Source organism: Streptomyces sp. NBC_00038 (assembly GCF_026343635.1).
In the GTDB taxonomy this organism is placed as follows: domain Bacteria; phylum Actinomycetota; class Actinomycetes; order Streptomycetales; family Streptomycetaceae; genus Streptomyces.
In genome coordinates this window covers 1,703,052-1,729,456 of record NZ_JAPELQ010000001.1, presented here as the reverse complement: position 1 = coordinate 1,729,456, position 26,405 = coordinate 1,703,052, and the positions used below count along the sequence as shown (strand labels likewise).

The following is a 26,405-nucleotide window of genomic DNA, read 5'->3' as shown; positions in this document are numbered from 1 at the left end:
GGGGCTTTGGGCAACGACGAGCGAGTATCCACCACCTCCTTGTGCCCACGCTCGCCGGGGCGACCGAGCGGGGATCCGGCGTGCTGCACGCGCGCGTGGAGCACATACGCTGGCGTGATGCAGGACGAGTACCGCACAGTGGCCCGCGCGGGCGTGCACGAGACCGAGGTCAACCGCTCCCGTTTCCTGTGCGCCCTCGCCCCGGCCGCCACCGAGCGGGAGGCCCAGGACTTCATCGCCGGCATCCGCAAGGAGCACGCCGACGCCACCCACAACTGCTTCGCATACGTCATCGGAGCCGACGCCGCCGTCCAGCGGGCGAGCGACGACGGCGAACCCGGTGGCACCGCGGGCGTCCCCATGCTCCAGATGCTGCTGCGCCGCGACATGCGGTACGTCGTCGCCGTCGTCACCCGCTACTACGGCGGCGTCAAGCTCGGCGCGGGCGGACTGATCAGAGCGTACGGCGGCTCGGTCGGCGAGGCTCTGGACACCCTGGGGACCCTCACACGCCGCAGATTCCGGCTGGCGACGCTGACCGTCGACCACCAGCGTGCGGGCAAGGTGCAGAACGATCTGCGGTCCACCGGGCGCGAGGTGCGTGACGTGCGCTACGGCGAGGCGGTCACGATCGAGATCGGGCTGCCGGACGCGGATGTCGAGTCCTTCAAGGCATGGCTGGCCGATGCCACCGCAGGGACGGCCGGGTTCGAACTGGGCGGAGAGGCGTACGGGGACGCGTAGGCGGGGCACACAGGGCGATACGGTCTCTGCATGCGGGCCGTCAGACGGTGGCGGCCGGCGGGATCCACCGGTGGGTGCGGGGTGCGGCGCTGGAGATGCCGTACTCCTTCTTGAGGGTTTCAGGGATCGCGTAGTGCATGACGCGTCCACGGGTGAGGGATGACAGCTCGAGGACCGTGGTGAGGTGGCCGAGGCGGTCCAGGGCCCAGGCGCCGAGCGGGGAGCGGTCCTCAATGGTCTCCAGGACACCGAGGACGTGGGGTACGGCCCTGACGACGGTGTCCCACGATGTGCGCGGGACGTGGAGCCAGTCGGCGCAGGTGTCGCCGATGAGGTGGCGGATGAGGGTGGAGACGATCGGGTCGAAGAAGGTGCCGGGCACCACCTCCTCGTAGAGGTCGATCAGCTGCCGGGTCAGATGCGTGCCCTCTTCGGAGGGCCCCATGTGCCGGACCATGTACAGGTCGAGGAACCCGCGGGCCTCGTCGAGAGTGCGGGGGACGGCGTCCTGGTCGACGCCCAGCATGGCGCCGACGACGCGCCACGCGTAGTAGTACGCTTCCGCGCCCTCGGCCGACATGTGAATCCCGAGGCGGTGCAGGCTGTCCAGGACGAGCAGGGAGAAGAACATCTGCCCGCCGATCATGTCCTCCTGGCAGATCGGCGTTCCGTGGGTCGCCGTGTCCCAGCGGTTCTCGCGGGTGAGGTGGTGCCGGATGGAGGCGTGCAGGAGGCGGACCTTCTGGGCGGCGGGGATGAAGCGGCTGCCGGCCTCGAAGGCGTCGGGCTGCATCAGATGGACGGTGAACTGGCCGGTCTCCGCCATCCGTTGGGACGGGTACTCCAGGCCGTGGGCGGCCGACAGCAGCTTCGCCACGTGCGGGACGAGGTAGCAGGCGGGCATGGCGGCGAAGGACAGCGCGGTGGAGATGTGCACGTTGTTGTCGATGAAGAACAGCCGGGCCTTCTCCATCTCCGCCCAGTCCACCCAGGCCGGCGGCGTGCCGGTGGCTTCCAGGTACTCGCGCGCGACATCGGGCAGTCCCTCCGGGAGGGGAGCGCCGGCGGTGGAGACGTACCGCATCAGGGTGTTGAACTTTCCAACCTCCCCCCGTTCGAAGAGCTCGGCGACGGTGGCGTCGGCGAGTTCGTCGCCGGCCTGCCGCAGGGCGTCCATCGATGCGTCGGTGTAGGTCATGGCAGGGTTCCTCGTCTTCCTCGGGATCGTCCACGACAGGCGGGAGGGGCAGCGGCCCGGAACGACACGAGCCCGTGCCACTCCGATGCGAGGGTCAGGACAGGCGTACCGCCGCGGAATACGCCAGCGCGGTCAGTCCGCCGGCGGCGTGCGCCGGGAGATCCAACTCATGGAGGGCGTCAAGAGCCTCCTCGACCCGTGCCCTGATCATGTCCTCGATGCGGTCGGGCGCCCTCAGCCGGCGCATCACCTCGCGCACCGCGTCCAGCCCCTCCCCGGCCAGGTCGCCCCGGCCCAGCAGGGAGTTCAACAGTTCGCGCTCAGCGTCGTCGGCGAGACGCCAAGTCTCCGCCAGCAGCGCCGTGGGCCGCCGACCGCGCACATCGTCGGCATTGGCCTTGCCGGTGTGCTCGGGGTCTCCGAACAGCCCGAGCAGATCGTCCCGGAGCTGGAACGCCTCGCCCAGTGGCAGCCCGTAGGCGGAGTAGCCCTCGCGCAGCCGCGCGCCCGCCCCGGCCAGCGCACCACCGATCAACAGAGGCTGTTCGACGGTGTACTTGGCGGTCTTGTACCGGATCACCTTCAACGACGCCTCGGTGTCCGGGCCGATTCCGGTCCGCAGGATCTCCAGACACTCGCCCGCGATCAGCTCACGGGCCATCACCGCCCACAACGGGCGGGCCCGGGCGAGATACGCGGCGGGCAGACCGCTGGTGGCGAACAACTGCCCGGCCAGCGCCATCAGCAGATCCCCCACCAGCATCGCCAACGACCGCGCGGCGGCATCGGCGTCCGGACGAGCCCCTACGGCCCCGCGCAGGGCGACGTGGGTCGTGGGTCGCCCATGCCGCAGCGGACTGTCGTCGATGAGGTCGTCGTGCACAACCGCCGCGGCGTGCACCAGCTCCATGGAGGCCGCCGCCCGCACCAGCGCGTCGCTGTCCGGTTGTCCCACCGCACGCCAGCCCCAGTAGCAGAACGCCGCCCGCAGCCGCTTGCCGTCCGCGACCGCCGCCTCCAGCCTCTCGGCCACCGTGCCGAGCATCGGATCGACTGCCGCGAACTCGTCGGCCTCCCGGGCGACGAACCGGCACAGCACCTCGTCCACGCGGGCCTTGAACGCGGCCCACTCCCACCGGTCAGACGTCACCGGCGGCCTTCCGAGCCAGGGCGCGCCGGGCGAGGATCTCCAAGTGGGCCGGGGGCACGCCCGCGTACCGGTCCAGCACCAGGCGCCCACGCGCCACGAGCTCGTTCTCGGCCTCCGCCGCCAACTCCGCGGCGTCCGACCGGCGTAGCAGCCCACGCACCGTCCCCAGGGCCGAACCCACCGTGCTCACCGCCAGATCGGCTAGCCCGACAGCCACCAACAGCGTCTGTCCGTCCAAGCCCCCGCGCCGTCCCGCTTCTTGCGTCAAGCCATCTCCCCCACCCGTCGCACATCCAGATAGCCCTGGGCACACAGCGTCCTTCCGAGGATCGCGTCCCACGGGGTGCGAGAGCCGAAGAACTCACGATCGAGTGATCTACTCGCTCGACCGTACGGATCACGGATACCGCCGTTCCCACGCTTGCCCTCTACGGTGCTCGGGTCAGCCGTCAGCAGGCGGCTGTGCACTCTGGCGCTCAAGAACTGATCGCCCGCTCGGTGGTGGCAGGGACGAGCTGCTGACCGACTACCAACTGAAGGTCAGCGTGGGCGAGTTCCTCGGCTGACGTGCGGCGATGAGGTGGGCCCGGTGGACGATACGGGGTCCACCGAGGCGCGCGGATCAGCTGATGCAGACCAGCCCGAGCAGGCAGAGCCCTGACGGCGAGGAGGAGTCGGACGGTGAGGAGGTCGCCGACGAGGTGTCCGTGCTTGAGGTGCCGGTGCCGTCGGTGGCCGAGGGCGTGGCAGTCGTCCCGGTAGCGGTGTCGGTGGCATCGGACACCGTGGAGTCGGCCTGCGACTCGGCGGAGGACGCCGCCGTCGTCAGGGGAGTCGTGCCGCCGGCCGGCTGGGTCGTCGGCGTGGCCTGGGGTGCTGCGGCGGACTGCTCGCGCGGTGCGTTCGTCGTGGTCGCCGTGGAGGAGGGCGTGGCGGACGACGTGCGCTGGGACGGGCGCGTCTCGGTCGGCGTCGACGAGGCCGGAGTGGACTCCGTGACCTGCTCCTCCGCGATCCCCATGGCTTCCCTGTCGGGCGCGGATGCGGCCTGCGTCCGATCCGTGGACTGCTGGTCCGTCAAGGAGACGGTCAGGCCGCCGCCGACCAGGGCGACCGCGGTGGCCACCAGGGCCCTGCGCTGGGTCTTCTTCCAGCGCTCCCGCTGGCGACGCCGTGCTGCCCGGCCCGTCGGCGTCGGGGAGGGGGAGTCCGGGCCGTTGTACGGGTGCTCCTGCGGTGCCTCGTCGAATTCCTCGGCGCCGGGCTCCGCGTCGTGCCACAGGTGGGACGGGGCCTGCCACGCTGCCGTGACCGTCGCGGGCGTTCCGTCGGCGAGGGGAGCGATGCCCGGGGCGTAGGCGCCGCAGCCGGGGCACGCCAGGGCGCCGTTGACGTGCCGACGGCAAGCGGAGCAGTAGTCCATCTGCGATCTTCCTGTGTTCAATTTCGCACGGGGGAGCGAGCCGCGAGTAAACGTAACCAGGCTTCCGAAAGGGTGTGTGCAGCCTGTGTGACACTCCTGCGCAGATGTGTCCGGGGCGTGACCGCTGGAACGACGCATCCGCGCGCCATATCCGTTGGTTGCACGACTTTGGCCCGCTTCTCGGTGAGGACCGCGCACCGAGGCTCGCCTCGGATTCGCGCAGGAAGCCGCCCGACGCCTGGGGTTCTCGCCCCTGGAGCGCTTCGTCGTGCCACGGCTCGTCGACGCCGAGATCCTCGGACGGCTCGCCGCCCGCAGCGGCACCGATTGCCTACGCCGGGCCCGGTTCTGTCCTGGCCACGTAGACGGTGTTGGTCGAGGTGCCGCCTTGCAGGGGATTGTCGAAGTCGACGACATGGGCTGCTGATTGCGGGAAGACCTCGGTGAGTACGGAGGTGAACTGTTTGTCCGGCGGGTCGTTCGACCACAGGGCGAAGACCCCGTCGGGGTGAAGGTGTTCGGTGAGAGCGCGGAGCCCGGCAGGCTGGTAGAGCGCCGCGTGGCGCGGGTGGAGCACGTGGCGCGGCGAATGGTCGACGTCCAGCAGAACGGCGTGGAAGCGGCGGCCCGGTTCACTCGGGTCCAGACCGCACGCATCGGCCGCCATCGCGAAGAAGTCGCCTTGAACCAGGCGGCAGCGGGGGTCCGAAGTCAGCCGGGCGCCGAGAGGGACCAGGCCCCGCTGATGCCAGTCGATGACTTCGGCGAGTGTGTCGATCACGGTCAGCGAGCGCACCCGGGGGTCGTCCAGCACAGCCTCGGCGGTGTACCCGAGTCCGAGTCCGCCGACGGCGACGTCCAGTTCGGTGCCCGGCAGTTCCGCCAGTCCGAGTTCCGCAAGGGCGATCTCGCCGGCTGTGAACAGGCTGGACATCAAGAACTCGTCGCCGAGCTTCACCTCGTACACATCAGTGCCCGACGCCGGGTCGCGTCGGCGTCGCAGGCTGATGTCGCCCATCGCTGTCGGGCGCCAGTCGATCTCCTCGAAACGCGCGCTCATCCGTTTGCCTTTCTGACGCACCGTCGGTGCCCGAAGCCGGTGCCTCGAACGCCGCTCTGCGCGGGTGTGGACGCAGACGTGAAACCGCTCCTGCCGCCGGCGGGGCAGGAGCGGGGAAGGGGGCCCGCCGGTCAGGCGTCGATGATGACGGGGATGATCAGGGGCCTGCGGCGGTGGGTACGGAAGGCCCAGTTCGCCACGGCACGGGCGATGAGCTGCTCCAGCTGGTGTGCGTCGCCGACGCCTTCCTGGGCTGCGGCCGCCAGAGTCTTCTCGATGACAGGGATGACCGGTTCGAAAGTGGTGTCGTCGTGGACGAACCCGCGGGCCAGGAAATCGGGGGTCTCGGCAAGGGCGCCCGTGTCGGCGTCGACGATGGCCACCACGGTGACCACGCCTTCCTCCGCGAGGGTGACGCGGTCCTTCAGGGACGCCTCGGTGGCGCCGCCGACCTCCATGCCGTCCACGTAGACGTTGCCCGCAGGCACCTTGCCGGTGATCGACGCACGCCCGTCCACGAGATCGACGACGACGCCGTCCTCGGCGATGACCACCCGCTCGGGATCGACCCCCGTACGGATGGCCAGGTCGGCGTTGGCCCGCAGGTGGCGCCATTCGCCGTGCACGGGCATGACATTGCGGGGCTTGACGATGTTGTAGCAGTACACGAGTTCACCGGCGCTGGCGTGCCCGGAGACGTGCACCTTGGCGTTGCCCTTGTGGACGACATGGGCGCCCCACCGGGTCAGCCCGTTGATCACCCGGTAGATGGCGTTCTCGTTGCCGGGGATCAGCGAGCTGGCGAGCAGGACGGTGTCGCCCTTGCCGATGCGGATCACATGGTCCCGGTTGGCCATCCGGGACAGAGCCGCCATCGGCTCGCCCTGGGATCCGGTGCACACCAGGGTGATCTTGTGGTCCGCCAGCTTCTCCATTTCCTTGGTACTCACGACCAGGCCGCTGGGAACCTTCAGATACCCGAGGTCGCGGGCGATGCCCATGTTGCGGACCATGGAGCGGCCCACGAAGGCGACCTTGCGGCCGTGCTGGTGCGCGGCGTCCAGGACCTGCTGGATGCGGTGCACATGGCTGGCGAAACTGGAGACGATCACCCGCCGCGGGGCGGTACGCATCACCTGCTCGATCGCCGGGTTCAGATCGCGCTCGGAGGTGGTGAAGCCAGGGACCTCGGCGTTGGTGGAGTCGGTGAGGAAGAGATCGACACCTTCCTCGCCGAGGCGGGCGAAGGCGCGCAAGTCGGTGATGCGGTCGTCCAGCGGGAACTGGTCCATCTTGAAGTCACCGGTGTGCAGCACCAGCCCGGCCCTGGTGCGGATCGCGACCGCGAGACCGTCCGGGATGGAGTGGTTGACCGCCACGAATTCGCAGTCGAAGGGGCCGAAGCCGCGCCGGTCGCCCTCACGTACCCGCACCGTGCGCGGCCGGATTCCGTGCTCCTTGAGCTTGGCCTCCAGGAACGCCAGTGTCAGCTTCGAGCCCACGACAGGGATGTCGGAACGCTCTCGCAGCAGATACGGCACGCCACCGATGTGGTCCTCGTGGCCGTGGGTGAGCACCACAGCCACGATGTCGTCCAGGCGATCACGGATCGAGGTGAAGTCCGGCAGGATCACGTCCACGCCGGGCTGGGTCTCTTCGGGGAACAGCACGCCGCAGTCGACGATGAGCAGCTTGCCGGCATGCTCGAAGACGGTCATGTTGCGGCCGATCTCACCGAGACCGCCCAGGGCGACGACCCTCAGCCCTCCTTCAGGCAGGGGAGGGGCGGCTTTCAGTTCGGGATGCGGATGACTCATATTCTGACGTTACCGGAGAGTCTGCCGAGGTGATCCACTGGCTGCCCGGCGTGTGGATTGTGCTATTTGCCTGGGTGATTTGAGGTCAGTGATGGATCAGGAGGTCAAAGGCGTTAGCGTGGTGGGTGTTGGCGGCGAGCCCGTGCTGGCTTTGTGTTCGTTGTAGATGCCTGGTGGGGGTAAACGTGCAGGTCAGAGCGATTTCATGAAATTGCTGCACACTTCCGACTGGCATCTCGGCCGGGCGTTCCACCGGGTGAACATGCTCGGCGCCCAGTCCGAGTTCATCGGTCACCTCGTCTCGACCGTGCGTGAGCGCGAGGTGGACGCGGTCGTCGTGTCGGGCGATGTGTACGACCGGGCGGTGCCCCCGCTGGCCGCGGTCGAACTCTTCGACGACGCCCTGCACCGGCTGGCCGACCTCGGTGTGCCCACGGTGATGATCTCCGGGAACCATGATTCGGCGCGTCGGCTCGGTGTCGGCGCGGGTCTCATCGGGCGGGCGGGCGTTCATCTGCGGACCGAGGCCTCGGCGTGCGGTACGCCCGTGGTGCTCGCCGACGCGCACGGCGACGTGGCCTTCTACGGCCTGCCCTATCTCGAACCGGCCCTGGTGAAGGACGAGTTCGGGGTGGAGAAGCCGGGCCACGAAGCGGTGCTCGCTGCTGCCATGGACCGGGTCCGCGCCGACCTCGCCACACGCGCGCCGGGCACCCGTTCCGTGGTCCTCGCCCATGCCTTCGTCACCGGGGGCGAGGCCAGCGACAGCGAGCGGGACATCACGGTCGGCGGGGTCGCCTCCGTGCCCGCCGGGGTGTTCGACGGCGTCGACTACACCGCGCTCGGGCATCTGCACGGCAGCCAGACCATCACCGAGCGCGTGCGTTACTCCGGCTCCCCGCTGCCGTACTCCTTCTCGGAGGCCGACCACCGCAAGAGCATGTGGCTCGTGGACCTGGGCCCCGAGGGCCGGCTCGACGCGGAGCGGATCGACTGCCCCGTCCCGAGGACGCTCGCCCGTATCCGGGGGCGGCTGGAGGAACTGCTCGCCGATCCGGAGCTGGAGCGCCACGAGGAGGCGTGGGTCGAGGCGACCCTCACCGACCGGGTGCGCCCGGCCGACCCCATGGCCCGGCTGACCGAGCGCTTCCCGCACACCCTCAGCCTCGCCTTCGACCCCGAGAGGGCACCGGAGGACCCGGACCTCTCCTACGCCCGGCGGCTCGCAGGCCGTGGCGAACAGCAGATCGCGGAGGACTTCGTCGCCCACGTGCGCGGCGCAGGCCCCGACGCACACGAACAGGCGGTGCTGCGGGACGCGTTCGACGCCGTCCGCGCCGACGAGGCCGTACGGGAGGTCTCCCGGTGACATCACTTCCAGTGGAGAACGTACGGCTGCCGGCCCTCACGGAGGGCGCCAGATGAGGCTGCACCGCCTGGACATCACCGCGTTCGGGCCCTTCGGCGGCGCCCAGCGGGTCGACTTCGACGAGCTGTCGGCCGCCGGGCTCTTCCTGCTGCACGGGCCGACGGGCGCGGGCAAGACATCCGTGCTCGACGCCGTCTGCTTCGCGCTGTACGGAGCGGTGCCGGGCGCCCGCCAGGGCGGTTCCCTGCGCAGCGATCACGCGACACCCGAGACCCGCACCGAGGTGAGCCTCGAACTCACCGTCGCCGGACGCCGGTTGGAGATCACCCGGCAACCGCCCTTCGAGCGGGCCAAGAGGCGCGGCACGGGCACCACGACCGAGAAGGCACAGAGCTGGCTGCGTGAGTACGACGCGTCGGCGGGCTCCTGGAAGGACCTCAGCCGCTCCCACCAGGAGATCGGCGAGGAGATCACCCAGCTGCTCGGTATGAGCCGCGAACAGTTCTGCCAGGTCGTGCTGCTGCCGCAGGGCGACTTCGCACGCTTCCTGCGCGCGGACGCCGAGGCCCGCGGCAAGCTGCTCGGCCGCCTCTTCGACACGCACCGCTTCGCCGAGGTCGAGAAGCGTCTTGCCGAGCGGCGGCGCGCGGCCGAGACCGAAGTACGCGACGGGGACACGGCGTTGCTCGCCGACGCGCACCGCATGCAGCAGGCGGCGGGCGACGTCATGGAGCTGCCCGGCCTCGCGCCGGGAGACCCCGGTCTCGCCGACGCCATCCTGAGCGCCGCCGCCGTAGCCCGCAGCACCGCCCGCGAACGGCTCACCATCGCCCACTGTGCGCGGACGGCCGCCGAATCCGCGCAGGCCGCGGCGGATCGCGTACTCGACGACGTGCGTGAAGCGGCGCGGCTGCAGCGCCGGTTCGCGGAGGCGCGGGAGCGGGCCGCACGCCTGGAGGAGCGGGCCGACGCCCACCGCGAGGCCCAGACGCGGATGGAGCGCGGCCGCAAGGCCGAGGTGGTGGCCCCCGCACTCGACCTGCGCGACGCCGCCGAGGCCGAGCACCGGCGCGCGTCGGCCGACGAGGCACGCACGCGTGCCGCCCTGCCGGAGACGTTCGCCGGAGCCGGCGCGCCCGGGCTCGCGGCCGCCGCGCGCAAGGCGGCGGAGGAGCTGGGCGGACTGGAGTCGGCACGCCGCGCCGAACGGAAACTGGCCGAACTCGCCGTCGAGCGCGCCGACTTGGACCGCCAGGAGCGCGCCGACGAGGAAGTGCTCCAGGACGCCGAGAACTGGCTCGCCACCTGGGAGGCGACCCGCACGGCCGGCGAGGCACGCATCGAGTCCGCACAGGAGGCGGCGACACGCGCCGAGCAGCTCGCCGTGCAGCGCGACCCCGCGCAGGCCCGGCTCAGGGCCGCCCGCCAGCGCGACGCGTTCGCCCGGGACACCGATGACACCCAGGCGCGAGCCCTCACCTCACGCGAACGCGCCACGGACGCGCGCGCCCACTGGCTCGACCTGAAGGAACAGCGCCTCAAGGGCATCGCCGCGGAACTCGCCGCGGGCCTTGTCGACGGCGAACCCTGCGCCGTGTGCGGCGGCACCGAACACCCCGCGCCCGCAAGGAAGATCGCCGGGCACGTCGACAGAGAGGCCGAGGAGCACGCCCTCGCCGCCTACCAGCGCGCAGACGAGGAGCGCGCCGAGGCCGAGCGGCGGCTCGGCCTCGTACGGGAGGCGCTGGCCGCCGCGACCGCGGAGGCTGGGGACGCGCCCACGGCGCAACTCGCCGAGCGGGCAGAGGAGTTGGAGCGGGAGTACACGGAGGCGCGCGCTGCCGCGTCCGGGCTGCACACCGCGCGTGAGCGACTCGCGCAGGCCGGGCTCGAACACGAACGGCGGGTGGCCGCCCAGCAGCAGGCCGCACTCCGTGCCGCCGCCCGGGTGTCGCACCGCGACCTGAACGACCGGGAAAGGGCCTCCCTGGAGGAGGAGTTGGACCAGGCCCGGGGCGAGGCGGGCAGCGTAGCCGCGCGGGCCGCGCAACTGGAGCGGCAGGTCGCGCTGCTCACCGAGGCCGCGGACGCCGTGCGCGCGGCCGACGACACCGCGCAGCGGCTCAAGGACGCCGACGCGCGGCTCTCCGACGCTGCCTTCCGCGCAGGCTTCGACACACCGCGGGCGGCCGCTGCCGCGCTGCTCGACGACGCGGCCCACCGGGAGCTCCAACGGCGGCTCGACACCTGGCAGTCGGAGGAGGCGGCAGTACGGGCCGTCCTCGCCGAGACCGACACGGCGGCCGCCGCCCAGCAGCCGCCCGCCGACCTGCGGACCGCCGAACAGACCGCCGAGTCCGCCGCCCGCCGGCTGCGGGACACCGCCTCCGCGCAGGACGCCGCAGCCCGACGCTGCGGGGAGCTCGACCGGCTGTCCACGCGCGCGACCACTTCCGTACGCCGCCTGGCGCCACTGCGTGAGGCGTACGACCGGGTGGCCCGCATGGCCGGTCTCGCGGCCGGCACATCGGCGGACAACGAGCGCAAGATGCGCCTGGAGGCCTACGTCCTCGCCGCCCGCCTGGAACAGGTCGCCGCCGCCGCGACCGTACGGCTGCGGCGCATGTCCTCCGGGCGCTACACCCTCGTCCACTCCGACGACCGCGCCGGGCGTGGGCGCAGCGGGCTCGGACTGCACGTCGTGGACGCCTGGACCGGCCGCGAGCGCGACACGGCGACACTCTCCGGCGGCGAGACGTTCTTCGCCTCCCTCGCCCTCGCCCTCGGCCTCGCTGACGTCGTCACCGACGAGGCCGGCGGGGTGCGGCTCGACACGCTCTTCATCGACGAGGGCTTCGGCAGCCTCGACGACCAGACCCTCGACGAGGTCCTCGACGTGCTCGACTCACTGCGGGAGCGGGACCGCAGCGTCGGCATCGTCAGCCATGTCGCGGACCTGCGGCGGCGCATCCACGCCCAACTGGAGGTCGTGAAGGGGAGAACGGGCTCGGTCGTACGGCAGCGAGGGGACCAGCTGTGACTCAGCGGCCCAGCGGGCGGCGGGGGAGCGGTGAGGAGTAGACGACGCTCGTGGTCACGGAGCCCAGGGTGCCGATCTTGCCGGACACTTCCTCCAGGTGGCTCATGGAGCGCGCAGTGACCTTGATGACGAAGCAGTCGTCGCCCGTGACGTGGTGCGCCTCCAGGATCTCGGGCGTCACCTCGACCAGGTCGTGGAAGGGTTTGTAGTTGCCGTTCGGGTACCTGAGCCGCACGAACGCCAGGATCGGCAGGCCCAGGCTCTCCGGGTCGACGACGGCCGCGTACCCCTGGATGACGCCCGCCTCCTCCAGCCGGCGGACCCGTTCGGTGACCGCGCTCGCGGACATGGAGACGGCACGGGCCAGCTCGGCGAAACTGGCCCTGCCCTCGCGCTGGAGGACATCGAGGATGCGCCAGTCGGTGGCGTCCGGGGAATACGCGGTCATGTGTGATGGATAGCAGGGAAAACCCCGGCCGATCAAGAGTGATGCCGTGGATCGCCACTTCAGGGTGGAGGCCACCGGACATAGATTTCTGGCCAGGAAGTCCCGCTGGCGGGTGCAGGTCCCCGCGCGGCCGGTGCGCAGAAGCCACTGGTCAGGCGGGACAGGGAGGGAAGGCCGGACCATGACCGCGACCACCGCTACGACCACCGAGGCCACCGTGAACCCCGTTCTGCGCGTCGCGCCCGCGTCTCCGGCCGCTGCCGCCGCCTACTTCGGCGCGAGTCTCGCCTTTCACGCCGACGTGTCCGACGTCGCTGCCGCCCTTGCCGCAGGCGGCGACCCCGGTTTCGTCGTCCTCGACTCCCGCTCGACGGAGTCCTGGGACCAGGGCCATGTCCCCGGTGCGGTCCACCTGCCGACCGCGCTCATCCCCGAGCAGGCCGAACAACTCCTCGACAAGTCGGTGCCGGTCGTCACGTACTGCTGGGGCCCCGGCTGCAACGGCGCGACCCGCGCCGCCCTCGCCTTCGCCGAACTCGGCTTCCAGGTCAAGGAGATGCTCGGCGGCTTCGAGTACTGGGCGCGCGAGGGCTTCGAGTTCGAGACCTGGGAGGGGCGCGAGCAGCGCGCCGCGGACCCGCTGACGGCGCCGATCGACGCGGCGGACTGCGGCTGCTGAGCCCCGCACGGTACGGCGGGCAACGCGTGGGGAGAGGAAGGGAGTTCGGGTGGGCACGAGTGCCGAGGGTGGCTTATCGGACAGCGGAGGGGACACCGGATTTCCACCGGATCCCCGCCGTGTAGCTTCTGCCGCATGGCGAGATACGCGGAACCAGGTGCGGTCGAGTGGGTGGAGTCGGGCGGCGGGCCGCTCATAGTGATCCCGGAGGTCGTGCTGCCGTTCTGGTCGGGGGCGGACGGCGACGAGACGTCCTCCGACTACGACCGGGCGTGCGACGTGGACGGCTACATAGGTCTGGTGCCCGTCGGCGACACCAGGGCCCTGGTCCTCGGCGACGAACCCGCCTCGACCGCCTTCCTCCCCGAGCACGGCACCTTCGTACGGTGGTGTGCCGCCGACTCCGAGGACGAACTGCTCTCCATCGTCCCCGCGGCACTCGAAGCGGCGGTCTGGGAGCCGGAGGTGCACTGGAACGTGCCCGGCCCCGTGGTGCTGTTCGACGCGGCCTGGCCGGGGATCGAATCGAAGAGGACGGATCACCTCAAGCTCGCGTTGGAGCCGGGCCGGTACGCGGTGCGCGCGACGTACGCGGAGCCGGGACCCGAGACGTGGGTGGGCCTCGTACAACTGCGGCGGCTGCCGAACTGAGCGACGCCCCGCGGGATTTCACGTGCCCCGCATGCAACTGCCTCCGCTCCGCGCGCACGTGCCGCGCGGAGCGGAGACGCCGGCGGCGGCGGACTCGTGTCGTCGGTCCGAGTCCGGCCGCCGCCGGTGAGCGTCAGAGCTGGGAGAGTTCGTCCACCAGGTCGTCCAGGCCCAGTGAGCCCTGGGAGAGGGCCGCCATGTGCCAGGCCTTCGCGTCGAAGGCGTCGCCGTGGCGCTTCTTCGCGTTCTCGCGGCCCAGCAGCCACGCTCGCTCGCCGAGCTTGTAGCCGATGGCCTGGCCGGGGATCGAGAGGTAGCGGGTCAGCTCGCTCTCCACGAAGTCGGCGGGCCGGCTGCTGTGCGCGCCGAAGAACTCCTCCGCCAGTTCGGGCGTCCAGCGCTCACCCGGGTGGAACGGCGAATCCGCCGGAATCTCCAGTTCCAGATGCATGCCGATGTCGACGATGACACGGGCCGCGCGCATCATCTGCGCGTCGAGGTAGCCGAGGCGCTGCTCCGCGTCGGTGAGGAAGCCGAGTTCGTCCATGAGCCGCTCCGCGTACAGCGCCCAGCCCTCGGCGTTGGCGCTGACGCCCCCGACGGTGGCCTGGTAGCGGGAGAGGTCTCCCGCGACGTGCGCCCACTGCGCGAGCTGGAGGTGGTGGCCGGGGACGCCCTCGTGGTACCAGGTCGAGACGAGGTCGTACACGGGGAAGCGGGTCTGGCCCATCGTCGGCAGCCAGGTGCGGCCGGGGCGCGAGAAGTCCTCGGACGGTGCCGTGTAGTAGGGGGCCGCCGCGCTGCCGGGCGGCGCGATGTGTGACTCCACCTTCCGTACCCGCTCGGCGAGTTCGAAGTGTGTCCCGTCCAGCGCCTCGATCGCCTGGTCCATCAGGTTCTGCAGCCACGCCTGCACTTCGTCGACACCTTCGATGTGCGTGCCGTGCTCGTCGAGGTGCGCGAGCGCCACCCAGGGGGTCTCGGCGCCGGGCAGGACCTTCTCGGCCTCCTTCTTCATCTCGGCGAGGAGACGGTGGTACTCCGCCCAGCCGTACGCGTACGCCTCGTCGAGGTCGAGATCCGTACCGTTGAAGTAGCGCGACCAGCGGGCGTACCGCTCGCGGCCGACGGTGTTCGGCGCGCCCTCGATGGCGGGCGCGTACACATCGCGCATCCAGTCCCGGAGGGAGACCAGGGCTTCGGTCGCGGTGCGGGCGGCGGTGTCCAGCTCCGCGCGCAGCGCCTCGGGGCCCGGCGTCACGAAGTCCTCGAACCAGCCGCGGCCCTGCCCGTCGGTGTCGGACCACTCGGTGAGCTGCCCGATGAACGTCGCGGTGGGGCGGGGGCCCGCGTACAGCTTGCGCTCAAGGCCGAGGGCGAGGGACTCGCGGTAGCCGTCCAGCGCGCCCGGCACCGCGCGCAGCCGTTCCGCGACCGCCGCCCAGTCCTCGTCCGTCTCGGTGGGCGTGAGGGTGAACACCTCGCGCACCGAGTGCGCGGGCGAATGCATGTTGCCGACCGTGCGCAGGTGGTCGTCGGCGTCGTGGACGGCGAGTTCGGCGGTGAGCCGCTCGCGCAGCAGCCGGCCGCAGCGGCGCTCGATGTCGCTGTCCGCGCCCGGCTGCCGTTCCGCCTCGTCGAGCCGTTCCAGGGTCCTTCGCGCCAGGTCGGCCAGCGCGGCCTGACCTGCGGGCGAGGCATCCGGCAGCTTGCCGGCACTCGCCTTGTCGCCGAGGTAGGTACCAGTGACCGGGTCGAGGGCGATGAGGTCGTCGACATACGCGTCGGCGACCTCGCGGGGCAGCGGGATCTTCGTCTCAGACATGCGGACATCCTCGTACGGGGACGCGGTCCCCGTCAGCAGGATCTGCTGAGGGCGTGACCCTTCGGTCAGCCTTCGCGCTGCGGTGGCAGCAGTGGGCCGCAGTCCCACTGCTGGAAGATCAACCGGGTCTCGACGCGCGCCACTTCACGCCGGGACGTGAACCCGTCGAGGACCAGCCGCTGCAGATCGGCCATGTCGGCGACCGCGACATGGACGAGATAGTCGTCGGGTCCGGTGAGATGGAAGACGGTCCGCGACTCGGGCAACGCCCTGATGCGCTCCACGAACGGCCCCACCAACTCCCGCCGGTGCGGTCTGACCTGCACGGACAGCAGGGCCTCCAGGCCCCGCCCCAGTCTCGCCGGATCCAGCCGCAGCTGGTGGCCGAGAATGACTCCCGCACGGCGCAGCCTCGTCACCCGGTCCAGGCAGGTCGAGGGCGCGACACCGACCTGCGCCGCGAGATCGCGGTACGTCGTCCGGGCGTCGTTCTGCAAAAGCCGCAGCAGATGGAGATCCACCGGATCGAGTACGACAGAATCGGCCATGGCGCGAACGTAGCACGGGGTTCGGCGCTCACTCCCCGGTTCCTGTTCAGGCTTGCGGGTATGGATTCCGTCAGCTACGACATACGCGAACCGGACACGACGAGACACAGGGCCGGTCGTACCCGCGCGCTCGCCACCGAGGCCGTGCACGCGGGGCGGGAGGATCTCGCCCGGCAGGGACTGCACGCGGCGCCGATCGACCTGTCCACGACCTATCCGTCGTACGACAGCCGCGGCGAGGCCGCCCGCATCGACGCGTTCGCCGCGGACGGCGCCGAACCGCAGGGCCCGCCCGTCTACGGCCGCCTCGGCAACCCGACCGTCGCCCGCTTCGAGACCGCCCTCGCCCGCCTCGAAGGCACCGAGAGCGCGGTCGCGTTCGCGAGCGGCATGGCCGCACTGAGCGCCGTACTGCTCGTACGGAACGCGCTCGGCCTGCGCCATGTCGTCGCCGTACGGCCCCTGTACGGCTGCAGCGACCACCTCCTCACCGCCGGGCTGCTGGGCTCTGAGGTGACCTGGGTCGACCCGGCGGGCGTAGCGGACGCGCTGCGCCCCGACACGGGCCTGGTGATGGTGGAGTCCCCGGCCAATCCGACGCTCGCCGAACTGGACCTGAAGGCCCTCGCGCACGACTGCGGTTCCGTTCCCCTGCTCGCCGACAACACCTTTGCCACGCCGGTGCTGCAACGCCCCGCCGAGCAGGGGGCGTGGCTGGTCCTGCACAGTGCCACCAAGTACCTGGGCGGACACGGCGACGTGATGGCCGGGGTGGTCGCCTGCGACGAGGAGTTCGCCGGGCGGCTGCGCCAAGTGCGGTTCGCCACCGGCGGTGTGCTGCATCCGCTCGCCGGTTATCTGCTGCTGCGCGGCCTGTCGACCTTGCCCGTACGGGTCCGGGCCGCGTCCTCGAACGCGGCGGAACTGGCCCGCCGCCTCGCCGCCGACCCGCGCGTCGCCCGCGTCCGCTATCCGCGGATCGGCGGTGCCATGATCGCCTTCGAGGTGCACGGTGACCCGCACGCCGTCATCGCCGGGGTTCGTCTGATCACCCCTGCCGTGAGCCTCGGCAGCGTGGACAGCCTCATCCAGCATCCGGCCTCCATCAGCCACCGTGTCGTGGACGCGGCGGACCGCCGCGGCGCCGGGGTCGGCGACCGGCTGCTGCGGCTGTCGGTGGGGCTGGAGGACGTCGACGACCTGTGGGCCGACCTGGACGGGGCGTTGGGCCGGACCTGACGTTCCCTGGCCCTTCAGGCGGGTCGCGCCGCGAACGGTCCACCGGAGCGGAACGCCAGCTCGGCGAAGCGCTCGCCGATGCGGCGGTGGGTGGCGGCGTCCGGGTGGAGCTGGTCGGGCAGCGGCAGCTCGGCGGAGTCCGCCTCGCCGTAGAGGTGTCGTCCGTCGAGGTAGTGCAGGTTGGGGTCCTCGGCCGCACGCTGCTTCACGATGCGCGAGAGTTCGTCCCGGATCACGTTGAGGGTCAGCTTCCCCGCGGCGCGCTCAGCGGGGTCTCCCGCGGCCTGGAACAGGATCTTTCCCTCGCTGAAGTTGCTGAAGTCCGCGACGCTGGGCCCGGGGGTGTCCTCGTGGATGGGGCACAGGATGGGCGAGGCGACCAGCAGCGGCGTGGTGGGATGCCCCTCGCGGACGGTGTCGAGGAAGCCGTGCACCGCCGGGGTGAACGCCCGCAGGCGCATCACGTCGGTGTTGACCAGGTTGACGCCGATCTTGACGCTGATCAGGTCCGCGGGGGTGTCGCGCAGGGCACGCGCGGTGAACGGGTCGAGCAGGGCGCTGCCGCCCAGGCCCAGGTTGATCAGTTCCACGCCGCCGAGTGAGGCGGCCAGCGCGGGCCAGGTCGTGCTGGGGCTCTCCGCGTTGGAGCCGTGGCTGATGGAACTGCCATGGTGCAGCCACACCTTGCGGCCCCGGTCCGGTGCGGGCTCGACGGGGGCGTCGGTGCGCAGCGCGACCAGCTGGGTGATCTCGTTGTACGGCAGCCAGATCTCCACGTCCTTCATCCGGTCGGGCAGTCCGGCGAAACGAACGGTGCCGACCGGGCCGGGCCGGGTCTCCGCGGAGCCGGTGGACATGTCCACGGCCAGGACATTGCCGCCGGGCGCGCTCGCCCGCCCGGCCGGGCGCCCGTCGACGAGCAGGTCGTACTGGCCGTCGGGACGGGGCGGGGCGCCCAGGTAGAGCGTCTTGGTCGGGAGCGTGTCCAGCTCGACGGCGGTGGCCCGGGTGCGGAAAACCAGCCGTACGCCGGACGGCTGGGCCTCCGCCATGGCCAACTGCCCGTCGGCGCACTGCGCGCGGGCCCGGGCGGGCAGCCGGTGCGGCAGCACTCCGTGCTCGGTGCGCTCCAGGTCGAGCGCGCCGAGCACGAGGTCCGCGGTGATGGGTGTGGGGATCCAGTCCGCCGGCCGGGGCGGGGTGGCGGAGCCGGGGGCGTCGTCGTGCTGGTGGGTCATGGTCTCAGCATGTCAACCGGAATCCTGACCCGCACATGGGTTTCCGGACCGTTGATCGCTGACTAGGGTGCGCATGATTGCTGCCGGGGGTGCGCAGCCGCGCCCCGCAGGGGGCGCGGGGAACTGCGCGACCAGCCCCCACCGGCTGAGGCAGAACGGAACCTCACAACCAGCGCGGAGCGCTCAGTCCCGCACCACCCGCTCCCCGAGCTGCCCCTCGTCGTACGGCAGCCGTGACGTCACCGGAGTCGCGTCCAGACGGGCCGTGATGACCAGGGTGCCCTCCTCGATCTGGTAGTCGAGGGGAAGGCCGAGGCCGCGCATGGCGGCGACCATGCCGGTGTTGGAGGACTGTGTGACGGCGTACACGCTCTCGCAGCCCGCCTCGACGGCCATCGTCACCAGACGGCCGAGCAGTTCGCCGCCGATACCGCGCCGCTGCCAGTCGTCCTCGACGAGGAGCGCGATCTCCGTCTCGTCGCCGTCCCAGAGGAGGTGGCCGAGCCCGACGATGCGCCCGGACGCCGTCTGCACCGCGAGGGTCCGTCCGAAACGCGGGCTGAGCAGGTGGTTGAGGTAGCGGTCCGCGTCGCCGACCGGACCGTGGTACCGCATGCGCAGCGTGCTGGGCGAGCAGCGCTCGTGCATCGCCTTGGCGGCTTCGAGGTCGGCGGCGTCGGCGCGCCGCAGGCTGATGGCGTTGCCTTCCGGCAGCGTCAGCACGTCCTGACTGCGCGGTACCCGCGGACCGAGCCGCGCGTCCAGCTCCACCAGCGCCCGCGCCCGCGCGAACTCCGTCGGCGTGAACGGCAGATACGGCCGCTCCACCGTGATCACTCCGCCCTCGGGCGCCCGCAGCCGCATCACCGTTCCTTCGAGCGCCCCTTCGACGGGAGCGCCTTCCTCCGCGCGACCGGATCCGGGCGCCTTGGCGGGCAGCGAGCGGATGGTGCACCGGCCGAGCAACTGCCGGAGCGCGAGCGGCAGTTCCGCCGCGTCCAGCGCCGTACGAGTCGCCAGACCCAGCACCCGGGTCGGCGCGTCGACGAGGTCGTGGGCGTCGGCCCGCTCGGTCCAGGTCTCCGTGCCACCCGCCAGCGAGACGGCGCGGGTCATCTCGGAAGCCGCCAGCTCTGTGGGCGCGCGCAGCAGGAACTCGTCCACGGTGCCCTCTGCCAGCGGATGTGTCTGCAGGCTCAGGATGTCGACCCGCTGCTGCGCCAGCGCCGAGCACAGCGTGGCCAGGGATCCGGGGGCGTCCTTCACCGTCGTCCGCATCCGCCACAGCGTGGTCGCTCCGGCGAGGGAATCCGGCACCGCCGCGGTTTCCTCGGACGGCCCGGCCCGGCGCCCGTCGGCGAGCGGCCGGGCGTCGGTATCGTCCGCCGGCGGCGCATGACCGTGGCGGCGTGCCCACCATGTGTGGAAGCCGGCCGTGGCGACCAGGACGACGGCCGAGATGATCAGCAGGGCCGTGCCGTCGGGTCCGTGCCCGATCAGGTTGGCCACGGCGTCCGCGACCGCAACGGCCGTGAACAGCGCGGCGAGTTCGACGACGTCCCGCCGCCAGTGGTGAACGGGTCGTCCGTGCTTCGCACGCGTCACATCAGGCATGTCTCGAGTCATACAGCCACTGTGGAGGAACCGTGTTGCGTGATCACGAACGGTCTGTGACTGATGGGTAAAGTATCGTTCTGTACCTTTTGATGTTCTTTTTGCAGTTGTTTTGCTTCCTTCGGCCGAACGGGCCGTGCCTTCCGGCCGCCCGCGGAGAGAGGAGGCCGCGCACCGGGGGATGACTCCGGTGCGCGGCCCAGCGGTTCGAGGGTACGGGAGTTGGCCACGCACCCCGGCTACTGCCCCACGCGCCCCGGCTGAAGCACCTGCGTGAACAGCACGGTGCCGTCCTGCTCGCGCAGCCGCACCGTCAGCTCGCCGCTGTCGCCGTCGATGTCGACCTCGCCGAAGAACTGGTAGCCACCGGCGGGCGAGACGTTCGAGTCGGTCGGCGCCTTCACGAACACCCGCTCCGGACCGAAGGTGTTGTCCAGCGCGCTGGCCGGGAACGCGCCGGCGTGGAGCGGTCCTGAGACGAACTCCCAGAACGGCTCGAAGTCCGTGAACGTGGCCCTCGACGGCTGGTAGTGCTGCGCCGAGGTGTGGTGCACATCGGCCGTCAGCCACACCGTGCCGGTGATCCGCCGGTGCTTGACGAACCGCAGCAGCTCCGCGATCTGCAGCTCGCGCCCGAGCGGCGCGCCCGGGTCGCCCTGGGCCACGGCCTCGATGTTCGGCTTTCCCTCGGTGGCGTCCGGCACGACCAGGCCGAGCGGCATGTCCGCGGCGATCACCTTCCACACGGCACGCGACCGAGACAACTCCCGTTTGAGCCACTCCAGTTGCTCGGCGCCGAGAATGCCCTGGGGATCGGTGGTCTGCGTGTCGGGGGAGTTGGCGTTGCGGTAGGTCCGCATGTCGAGCACGAACACGTCCAGGAGCGGGCCCTGGCGCAGGACCCGGTACACGCGGCCGTCCTGGTTGTCCGGTCGCAGCGTCGAGATGGGGAAGTACTCGCTGAACGCGCGACGGGCCCGGGTGGCCAGGACGTCGACGCTCTTCTCGGTGTAGCGGGTGTCCGAGGCCGCGATCACCTCGCCGGGGTACCAGTTGTTGCGCACCTCGTGGTCGTCCCACTGGATGATGGACGGCACCTGGGCGTTGAAGCGCTTCAGGTTCTCGTCCAGCAGGTTGTAGCGGAAGTTGCCGCGGAACTCGGCCAGCGTCTCGGCGACCTTGGACTTCTCCACCGTGGTGATGTTGCGCCAGGTGCTGCCGTCGGGGAGTGCCGCAGTCGCCGTGATCGGGCCGTCGGCGTAGATGTTGTCGCCGCTGCATATGAAGAAGTCGGGGTCGAGCTCGGCCATGGCGTCGTAGATCCGGTAGCCGCCGAGGTCCGGGTTGATGCCCCAGCCCTGTCCCGCCAGGTCGCCCGACCACAGGAAGCGCACCCCGTCCCGCCGCCCCTTCGGCGTCGTACGGAAGGTGCCGGTGACGGGTTCGCCCGTGCGGCGCGGGTCGTCGGGGTCGGCGAGCAGCACGCGGTAGTGGATCTGCTCGCCCGCGGGCAGGCCGCGCAGCCGCGTCGTCCCCGTGAAGTCGCTGTCCGAGCCGAGCAGCGGACCCTGCCACCTGCGGGGGTTGCGGAACGACTCGGTCGCGGACGTCTCGACGATCATCCGGGCCGGGCGGTCGGACCGTACCCACACCAGTCCGGAGTCGGCCGTCACGTCTCCGGCCTGGACGCCCCACCCCGCCTTCGGCCGCCCGGACAGGGCGAACGCCGGTGCCGCGCCGAGCGCGGTGGGCAGGGCCAGTGCGGCGGAGGCGGCGAGAGAGCCGCGCAGAACGCTGCGGCGACGGGGGAACGGATGCTGCGGACGGTGTGACATGAATGCGCCTCCAGGGACGGATTCGGCCAATGGGCAATGCCACAACTACTGGTGCGCCACAGCGCGCACGGAAACCACGAGTGAACAGAGGACCGCGGGGTCGAGGGAACCGGTGTGCGACTTCTCACGGCTGTCCCGTGGGAATGGGACGCGTGTCTTAGAGGCGGACGGCGTCCGCCATCAGCCGTACGCCGTCCCGGATCCGCGCCGGGGACAGGTGCGCGTACCCCAGCACCAGCCGTACGCCGTCGTCGACCGCGTCCCCGTAGTGCGCCAGCGGACGTACGGCGACTCCGGCCGCGGTGACCCGTTCCAGGAAGTGGTCCCGTGGCCCGAACCGCTCGGGCAGCGCGGCGATGACATGCAGACCCGCCGCGATCCCGGACACCTCCGTCCCGGGAAAGTACTCCTCCAGGGCGGATACGAGGGTGTCGCGTCGTTCCCGGTAGGCGCGTTGGCAGCGGCGCAGCTGTCGGTCGTAGTCGCCCCGCTCGATGAAGCGGGCAAGGAGTGCCTGGTCGACGACAGGGTTTCCGAGATCCATGGTGCGTTTGCGCTCGACCGCCTCCTCGGCCAGCGACGCGGGCACGAGCAGCCAGCCCAGCCGCAGCCCCGGTGCGAGGGACTTGCTGACCGACCCCGTGTAGGCGACGCGCTCCGGGTCGAGGCCTTGCAGCGCGCCCACGGGGGCACGGTCGTAGCGGAAGTCCCCGTCGTAGTCGTCCTCGATCACCAAGCCGTCCACCGACCTTGCCCAGTCGAGGAGTTCGGCCCGGCGCCGTGCGGAGTACGCGATCCCCGAGGGGAACTGATGGGCGGGCGTCGTCATCACGGCTCGTACGCCCGACGCCTCCAGCGGTCCGGTGGCCAGCCCCTCCTCGTCCAGGGGCAGCGGTACGGTGCCGACGCCGGCCGAGGCGTACAGCGCGCCGTGTTCGGGGCTGCCCGGATCCTCGACGCCGACTTCGCGCACCCCGCGCGCGTGGAGCACGAATCCGAGCAGTGCCATCGCCTGCGCGACCCCGGAGACCACGACGATCCGCTCCGGGTCGGCGACCACCCCACGGCGCCGGGAGAGGAGCTCTGCGAGGGCCGTGCGCAGCCGGGGCAGCCCGCGCGGATCCGGGTAACCCAGTGCGTGGTGCGGGAGTTCGGCGAGAACCCCGCGTTGTGCGGCGGCCCACGCGGCGCGCGGGAACAGCGACAGGTCCGGTGTCCCGGGAACGAAGTCGGCCCGGGTGTCGGCGGCTCGCGGCGCGAGATCACGCACGCCTGGCCGGGCCGCCCGCACGGCGCCGCCGACCCAGGTCCCGGCACCCCGGCCGCTGCGCAGGTACCCCTCCGCGGTCAGCTGCTCGTACGCCTCCGTGACCAGTCCCCGGGACACCCCGAGATCGGCGGCGAGCTCACGGCTGGAGGGCAGCCGGGTGCCCGGTGCGAGCCGGCCCGAACGGACCGACTCGCGCAGCGCCTCCTGGAGCGTGCGGCCACGCGCGCGTGCCGGCGCCGACGCGGCCGGCAGGAGCAGCTCCCAGGCGGCGGCCCAGGGGACGGACCCCGACGACCCGGACCCTGGCGATCCCGATGATCCCGATGGCCCCGACGACCCGGATCCAGGGGACGGCGATCCGGCCGGTGTGCCCCTCGCATTGGTCCCCGATGACGTCATGGAAGTGGACCTTAAACCGGACCGCGTCCCTTCGTAGCGTCGCTGCCATGAACGTCACCCCCGCCCGAGGCGCACTGCTCGCCGCCCTCGCGTGTGTCCTCGTCGGAGCCTCCTTCACCGCCAACAGCGTCCTGGACCAATACCCGTACGCGGGCGGCCAGTTCCTGCGCTACGGCCTCGCCTGCCTGCTGCTGCTGCCGCTGGTCGGCCGGGGCGGCGCGGCACCGCTGAGGCGGCTCACACCGCGCCAGTGGGGACGCCTCGGCCTGCTCGCGGCGGTCGGCATGGTCGGCTTCAACATCGCGGTGATCGCCGCCGAGCGGACGGCGGAGCCGGCGGTTCCGGGCGTCTTCGTGGGCTGCGCCCCGATACTCGTGGCCGTGATCGTCCCCCTTCGGGAGGGGCGTCCGCCGCAACGCCTCGTGCTGTACGGGTCGTTGCTCGTGGCGGCGGGCGCCTTCACCGTCCAGGGCTGGGGCCGCACCGACGGTGCGGGGATCGCGTACTCCGTGTGCGCGCTCGTCGGAGAGGTGGGCTTCGCGGTCCTGGCCGTGCCCCTGGTGCGGCCGCTCGGTCCACGGCTGCTGTCGGCCACCGTCTGCGGGATCGCCGCGGTCGAGTCGGCGGTGGCCGGTGTGCTCACCGGCGGCGGCGCCTGGCTCCGGATGCCGGACGCGACCGAGGCCACCGCGCTGCTGTGGCAGGCGGCGGTCGTCACGGTCGTCGGCTTCGTGTGCTGGTACACGGGCATGCGGCGCATCGGCGCCGAACGCGCCACGCTCTTCTCCGGCCTCATCCCCGTCGCGGCGGCCGCCACCGCGCCGCTCGTCGGCACGGGCGCGTACGGCACCGCGCAGGCCCTCGGGAGCGCGCTGGTCGGCGCGGGAGTCGCCCTGGGTTCCGGCGCGTTGGCGCGCGCCGGGCGTCGCTCAGCGGCTGCCGTCGAGAATGACGCGGGCGACGAGCGCCGGATCGTCGTTCATCGGGACGTGCCCGCAGCCGGGCAGCCTGACCAACCGGGCGCGCGGTATGACGTGCTTCGCGCGGATCCCCTGGCGGCGCACCAGCAGCCGGTCCCGGGTGCCCCAGGCCACGGTGACCGGAAGCCCGGGGACGTCGTCGGTGAACTGGACGGAGCCGCCCGCCCGGAGGGTCGGCGTGAAACCCTCGGCGCGGGCCAGCGCGAGGGTCTCCGCGACGACCGCCTCGGGTGAACGGCGGCCGGGGCGGGCGTAGATGGTGCTCGTCAGCACCGCCCGCCCGGCCGCCGTACGCGAGAGCCGCTCGACCAGAGGGACGGGCATGCGCCGCGCGGCCTGCCGCATCGCGAACAGCACACCGAAGGCGTACCGCCGTTCGGCCTGCGACCAGAACCCGGCCGGCGAGATCGCGGTGACGGACCGCACGAGCTTCTCGCGGCCCAACTCCAGGGCCAGCAGCCCGCCCAGGGAGTTGCCCGCCACATGCGGCCGATCGATCTCCAGCGCCTCGCACAGCGCGCCGAGCGCGGGCACCACCGTCTCCAGGTCGTGCGTGAGGCCCTCAGGCAGCGCCGGTGACTCGCCGAAGCCGGGCAGATCGACGGCTATGACGTCGCGCTCGGCCGCCAGGATGTGGACGACCGGGTCCCAGGCCTGCCGGTGGTGGCCGATGCCGTGCAGCAGGAGCAGCGGCTCACCGGTGCCCACGCGCGCGTAGGACAGCGTCACGTTCCTGGGGCCGCGCGGAGAGGGGAGGCTGAAGGAGACCGTGGCGGACATGATGCTGCTCCTCGTCTGGGACACGATGGACTTGCTCGGCATGCTGACGGACCGTCTCGTAGACAGCTTGTCAGCAACTGCTACCGACGGGTAGCCCCCGGTTGCCGCGAACCACACGCGGGTGCCTGCTGTCGACTTCTGCCGACCGATTCCGCCTGGACACGGACGTGGCGAGTCGGATGGGATGGAACCGTGGCCACCGACACCGCGATTGACGACTTCGAACAGCACCGTCCCGTCCTGATGGGCGTCGCCTACCGCATGCTCGGCCGGGTGGCCGACGCCGAGGACGTGGTCCAGGAAGCGTGGCTGCGCTGGTCCGGCGCCGACCGGGCCGACGTGCGCCAACCGCGCGCCTACCTGGTGCGGGTCACCACCCGGCTCGCCATCGACCGGCTGCGCCAAGTTCAGTCGCGCAACGAGGCGTACGTGGGTCCGTGGCTTCCCGAGCCGTACGTCACCGACTTCGGGGACACCGTCCCCGACACCGTGGAGCGGGCCGTCCTCGCCGACTCCGTCTCACTCGCCGTCCTCGTCGTGCTGGAATCCCTGTCACCCCTGGAACGGGCGGTGTTCGTCCTCAGGGAGGCGTTCGGTTTCCCGTACGCGGACATCGCCGCCGTCCTCGACCGGGGCGAGCCCGCGGTACGCCAGCTCGCCGGGCGGGCCCGCAAGCACGTGGACGAACGGCGCCCGCGCTACGAGGTCGACCCGGCCGAACGCCGCGCCCTGACCGAACGTTTCCTCGCCGCGGCGGCCGAGGGCGACCTGCAAGGGCTCCTGTCCATGCTCGCCCCGGACGCGCGTCTGGTCGCCGACAGCGGCGGGCTGTCACGGGCCCCGCTGCGGGTCATCGAGTCCGCCGACAAGGTGGCGCGCTTCCTCCAGGGCGCGGCCCGCAAGGGCATCACCGCCCCGTCGTTCCGCCTGCTGGAACTCAACGGCGGCACCGCGCTGCTGGCCCTGTCCGGCGACAAGCCCGACAGCGTCTTCCAACTCGACGTCGTGGACGGCCGCATCCAGTGCGTCTACATCATTCGCAACCCGGAGAAGCTGGTGTCACTGTCCGAGGAGTAGCCGGGGAGTGGCCGGGGAACC

21 protein-coding genes and 1 pseudogene are annotated in these 26,405 nt (G+C 71.5%); 8 read left to right on the top strand and 14 right to left on the bottom strand.

Going from position 1 to position 26,405, the window contains the following annotated elements:
• The first annotated feature begins 117 nt into the window (after positions 1-117).
• Positions 118-744, top strand: coding sequence for a YigZ family protein (locus tag OG219_RS08040; RefSeq protein ID WP_266824342.1), 627 nt, complete (start codon positions 118-120; stop codon positions 742-744).
• Positions 745-784: 40 nt separating this feature from the next.
• Here the strand turns inward: OG219_RS08040 and OG219_RS08035 are convergent, their stop codons facing one another.
• From OG219_RS08035 to OG219_RS08010, 6 genes are all read right to left on the bottom strand, one after another.
• On the bottom strand, positions 785-1,942 hold the full coding sequence (locus OG219_RS08035) for an oxygenase MpaB family protein (RefSeq protein WP_266824340.1): 1,158 nt from the start codon (positions 1,940-1,942) through the stop codon (positions 785-787).
• A 94-nt stretch (positions 1,943-2,036) separates the two neighbouring features.
• Positions 2,037-3,092: a polyprenyl synthetase family protein gene (locus tag OG219_RS08030; RefSeq protein ID WP_266824338.1), complete on the bottom strand. Its 1,056-nt coding sequence runs from the start codon at positions 3,090-3,092 to the stop codon at positions 2,037-2,039.
• Complete coding sequence (locus OG219_RS08025; RefSeq protein ID WP_266824336.1) at positions 3,082-3,360, bottom strand: polyprenyl synthetase; 279 nt, start codon at positions 3,358-3,360, stop codon at positions 3,082-3,084. The genes OG219_RS08030 and OG219_RS08025 overlap by 11 nt, the downstream gene beginning before the upstream one ends.
• Before the next feature lie 354 nt (positions 3,361-3,714).
• On the bottom strand, positions 3,715-4,515 hold the full coding sequence (locus tag OG219_RS08020) for a hypothetical protein (protein WP_266824335.1): 801 nt from the start codon (positions 4,513-4,515) through the stop codon (positions 3,715-3,717).
• 331 nt (positions 4,516-4,846) lie between these two features.
• Positions 4,847-5,575: a spermidine synthase gene (locus tag OG219_RS08015; RefSeq protein WP_266824334.1), complete on the bottom strand. Its 729-nt coding sequence runs from the start codon at positions 5,573-5,575 to the stop codon at positions 4,847-4,849.
• A 131-nt stretch (positions 5,576-5,706) separates the two neighbouring features.
• Entirely contained in the window at positions 5,707-7,392 is a 1,686-nt protein-coding gene (locus OG219_RS08010) for a ribonuclease J (protein WP_266824333.1), read from the bottom strand.
• A gap of 205 nt (positions 7,393-7,597) precedes the next feature.
• On the opposite strand from OG219_RS08010, the gene OG219_RS08005 reads away from it, so the two are divergent.
• Both OG219_RS08005 and OG219_RS08000 read left to right on the top strand, forming a co-directional pair.
• On the top strand, positions 7,598-8,761 hold the full coding sequence (locus OG219_RS08005; RefSeq protein ID WP_266824332.1) for an exonuclease SbcCD subunit D: 1,164 nt from the start codon (positions 7,598-7,600) through the stop codon (positions 8,759-8,761).
• 52 nt (positions 8,762-8,813) lie between these two features.
• Positions 8,814-11,801, top strand: coding sequence for an SMC family ATPase (locus OG219_RS08000; protein ID WP_266824330.1), 2,988 nt, complete (start codon positions 8,814-8,816; stop codon positions 11,799-11,801).
• A 1-nt stretch (position 11,802) separates the two neighbouring features.
• Here the strand turns inward: OG219_RS08000 and OG219_RS07995 are convergent, their stop codons facing one another.
• Positions 11,803-12,249, bottom strand: coding sequence for an Lrp/AsnC family transcriptional regulator (locus tag OG219_RS07995; protein WP_266824328.1), 447 nt, complete (start codon positions 12,247-12,249; stop codon positions 11,803-11,805).
• A 181-nt stretch (positions 12,250-12,430) separates the two neighbouring features.
• On the opposite strand from OG219_RS07995, the gene OG219_RS07990 reads away from it, so the two are divergent.
• Positions 12,431-12,928: a rhodanese-like domain-containing protein gene (locus OG219_RS07990; protein WP_266824326.1), complete on the top strand. Its 498-nt coding sequence runs from the start codon at positions 12,431-12,433 to the stop codon at positions 12,926-12,928.
• 135 nt (positions 12,929-13,063) lie between these two features.
• Positions 13,064-13,579, top strand: a complete 516-nt coding sequence (locus tag OG219_RS07985) for an immunity 21 family protein (RefSeq protein WP_266824325.1) — start codon at positions 13,064-13,066, stop codon at positions 13,577-13,579.
• A 133-nt stretch (positions 13,580-13,712) separates the two neighbouring features.
• Here the strand turns inward: OG219_RS07985 and OG219_RS07980 are convergent, their stop codons facing one another.
• Entirely contained in the window at positions 13,713-15,404 is a 1,692-nt protein-coding gene (locus tag OG219_RS07980; protein WP_266824324.1) for a DUF885 domain-containing protein, read from the bottom strand.
• Positions 15,405-15,469: 65 nt separating this feature from the next.
• Complete coding sequence (locus OG219_RS07975) at positions 15,470-15,952, bottom strand: Lrp/AsnC family transcriptional regulator (RefSeq protein ID WP_266468342.1); 483 nt, start codon at positions 15,950-15,952, stop codon at positions 15,470-15,472.
• Between the two features lie 60 nt (positions 15,953-16,012).
• Between OG219_RS07975 and OG219_RS07970 the strand changes: the two genes are divergently transcribed.
• Positions 16,013-17,191, top strand: a complete 1,179-nt coding sequence (locus tag OG219_RS07970) for a PLP-dependent aspartate aminotransferase family protein (protein ID WP_266824322.1) — start codon at positions 16,013-16,015, stop codon at positions 17,189-17,191.
• Between the two features lie 14 nt (positions 17,192-17,205).
• On the opposite strand, the gene OG219_RS07965 is transcribed toward OG219_RS07970, so the two are convergent.
• From OG219_RS07965 to OG219_RS07950, 4 genes are all read right to left on the bottom strand, one after another.
• Positions 17,206-18,429, bottom strand: a complete 1,224-nt coding sequence (locus tag OG219_RS07965; RefSeq protein WP_266824320.1) for a GDSL-type esterase/lipase family protein — start codon at positions 18,427-18,429, stop codon at positions 17,206-17,208.
• Between the two features lie 183 nt (positions 18,430-18,612).
• Positions 18,613-20,043 (bottom strand): GNAT family N-acetyltransferase, encoded by a 1,431-nt coding sequence (locus OG219_RS07960; protein WP_266824318.1) that lies wholly within the window; start codon positions 20,041-20,043, stop codon positions 18,613-18,615.
• Positions 20,044-20,282: 239 nt separating this feature from the next.
• Positions 20,283-21,878, bottom strand: a complete 1,596-nt coding sequence (locus tag OG219_RS07955) for an alkaline phosphatase (RefSeq protein WP_266824316.1) — start codon at positions 21,876-21,878, stop codon at positions 20,283-20,285.
• A gap of 157 nt (positions 21,879-22,035) precedes the next feature.
• The gene (locus OG219_RS07950) at positions 22,036-23,547 is read right to left on the bottom strand and encodes a PLP-dependent aminotransferase family protein (protein ID WP_266824314.1); all 1,512 of its coding nucleotides are present in this window, start codon (positions 23,545-23,547) and stop codon (positions 22,036-22,038) included.
• Here OG219_RS07950 and OG219_RS07945 point away from each other — a divergent pair.
• A pseudogene (locus OG219_RS07945) lies at positions 23,463-24,431 on the top strand (DMT family transporter); the annotation flags it as partial. The gene OG219_RS07950 and the pseudogene OG219_RS07945 sit on opposite strands and share 85 nt — an antisense overlap.
• Positions 24,432-24,476: 45 nt before the next feature.
• On the opposite strand, the gene OG219_RS07940 reads toward OG219_RS07945, so the two are convergent.
• Positions 24,477-25,307, bottom strand: a complete 831-nt coding sequence (locus tag OG219_RS07940) for an alpha/beta fold hydrolase (RefSeq protein WP_266824312.1) — start codon at positions 25,305-25,307, stop codon at positions 24,477-24,479.
• 192 nt (positions 25,308-25,499) lie between these two features.
• On the opposite strand from OG219_RS07940, the gene OG219_RS07935 reads away from it, so the two are divergent.
• Positions 25,500-26,384: an RNA polymerase sigma-70 factor gene (locus OG219_RS07935; protein ID WP_266824310.1), complete on the top strand. Its 885-nt coding sequence runs from the start codon at positions 25,500-25,502 to the stop codon at positions 26,382-26,384.
• Positions 26,385-26,405 lie beyond the last annotated feature (21 nt).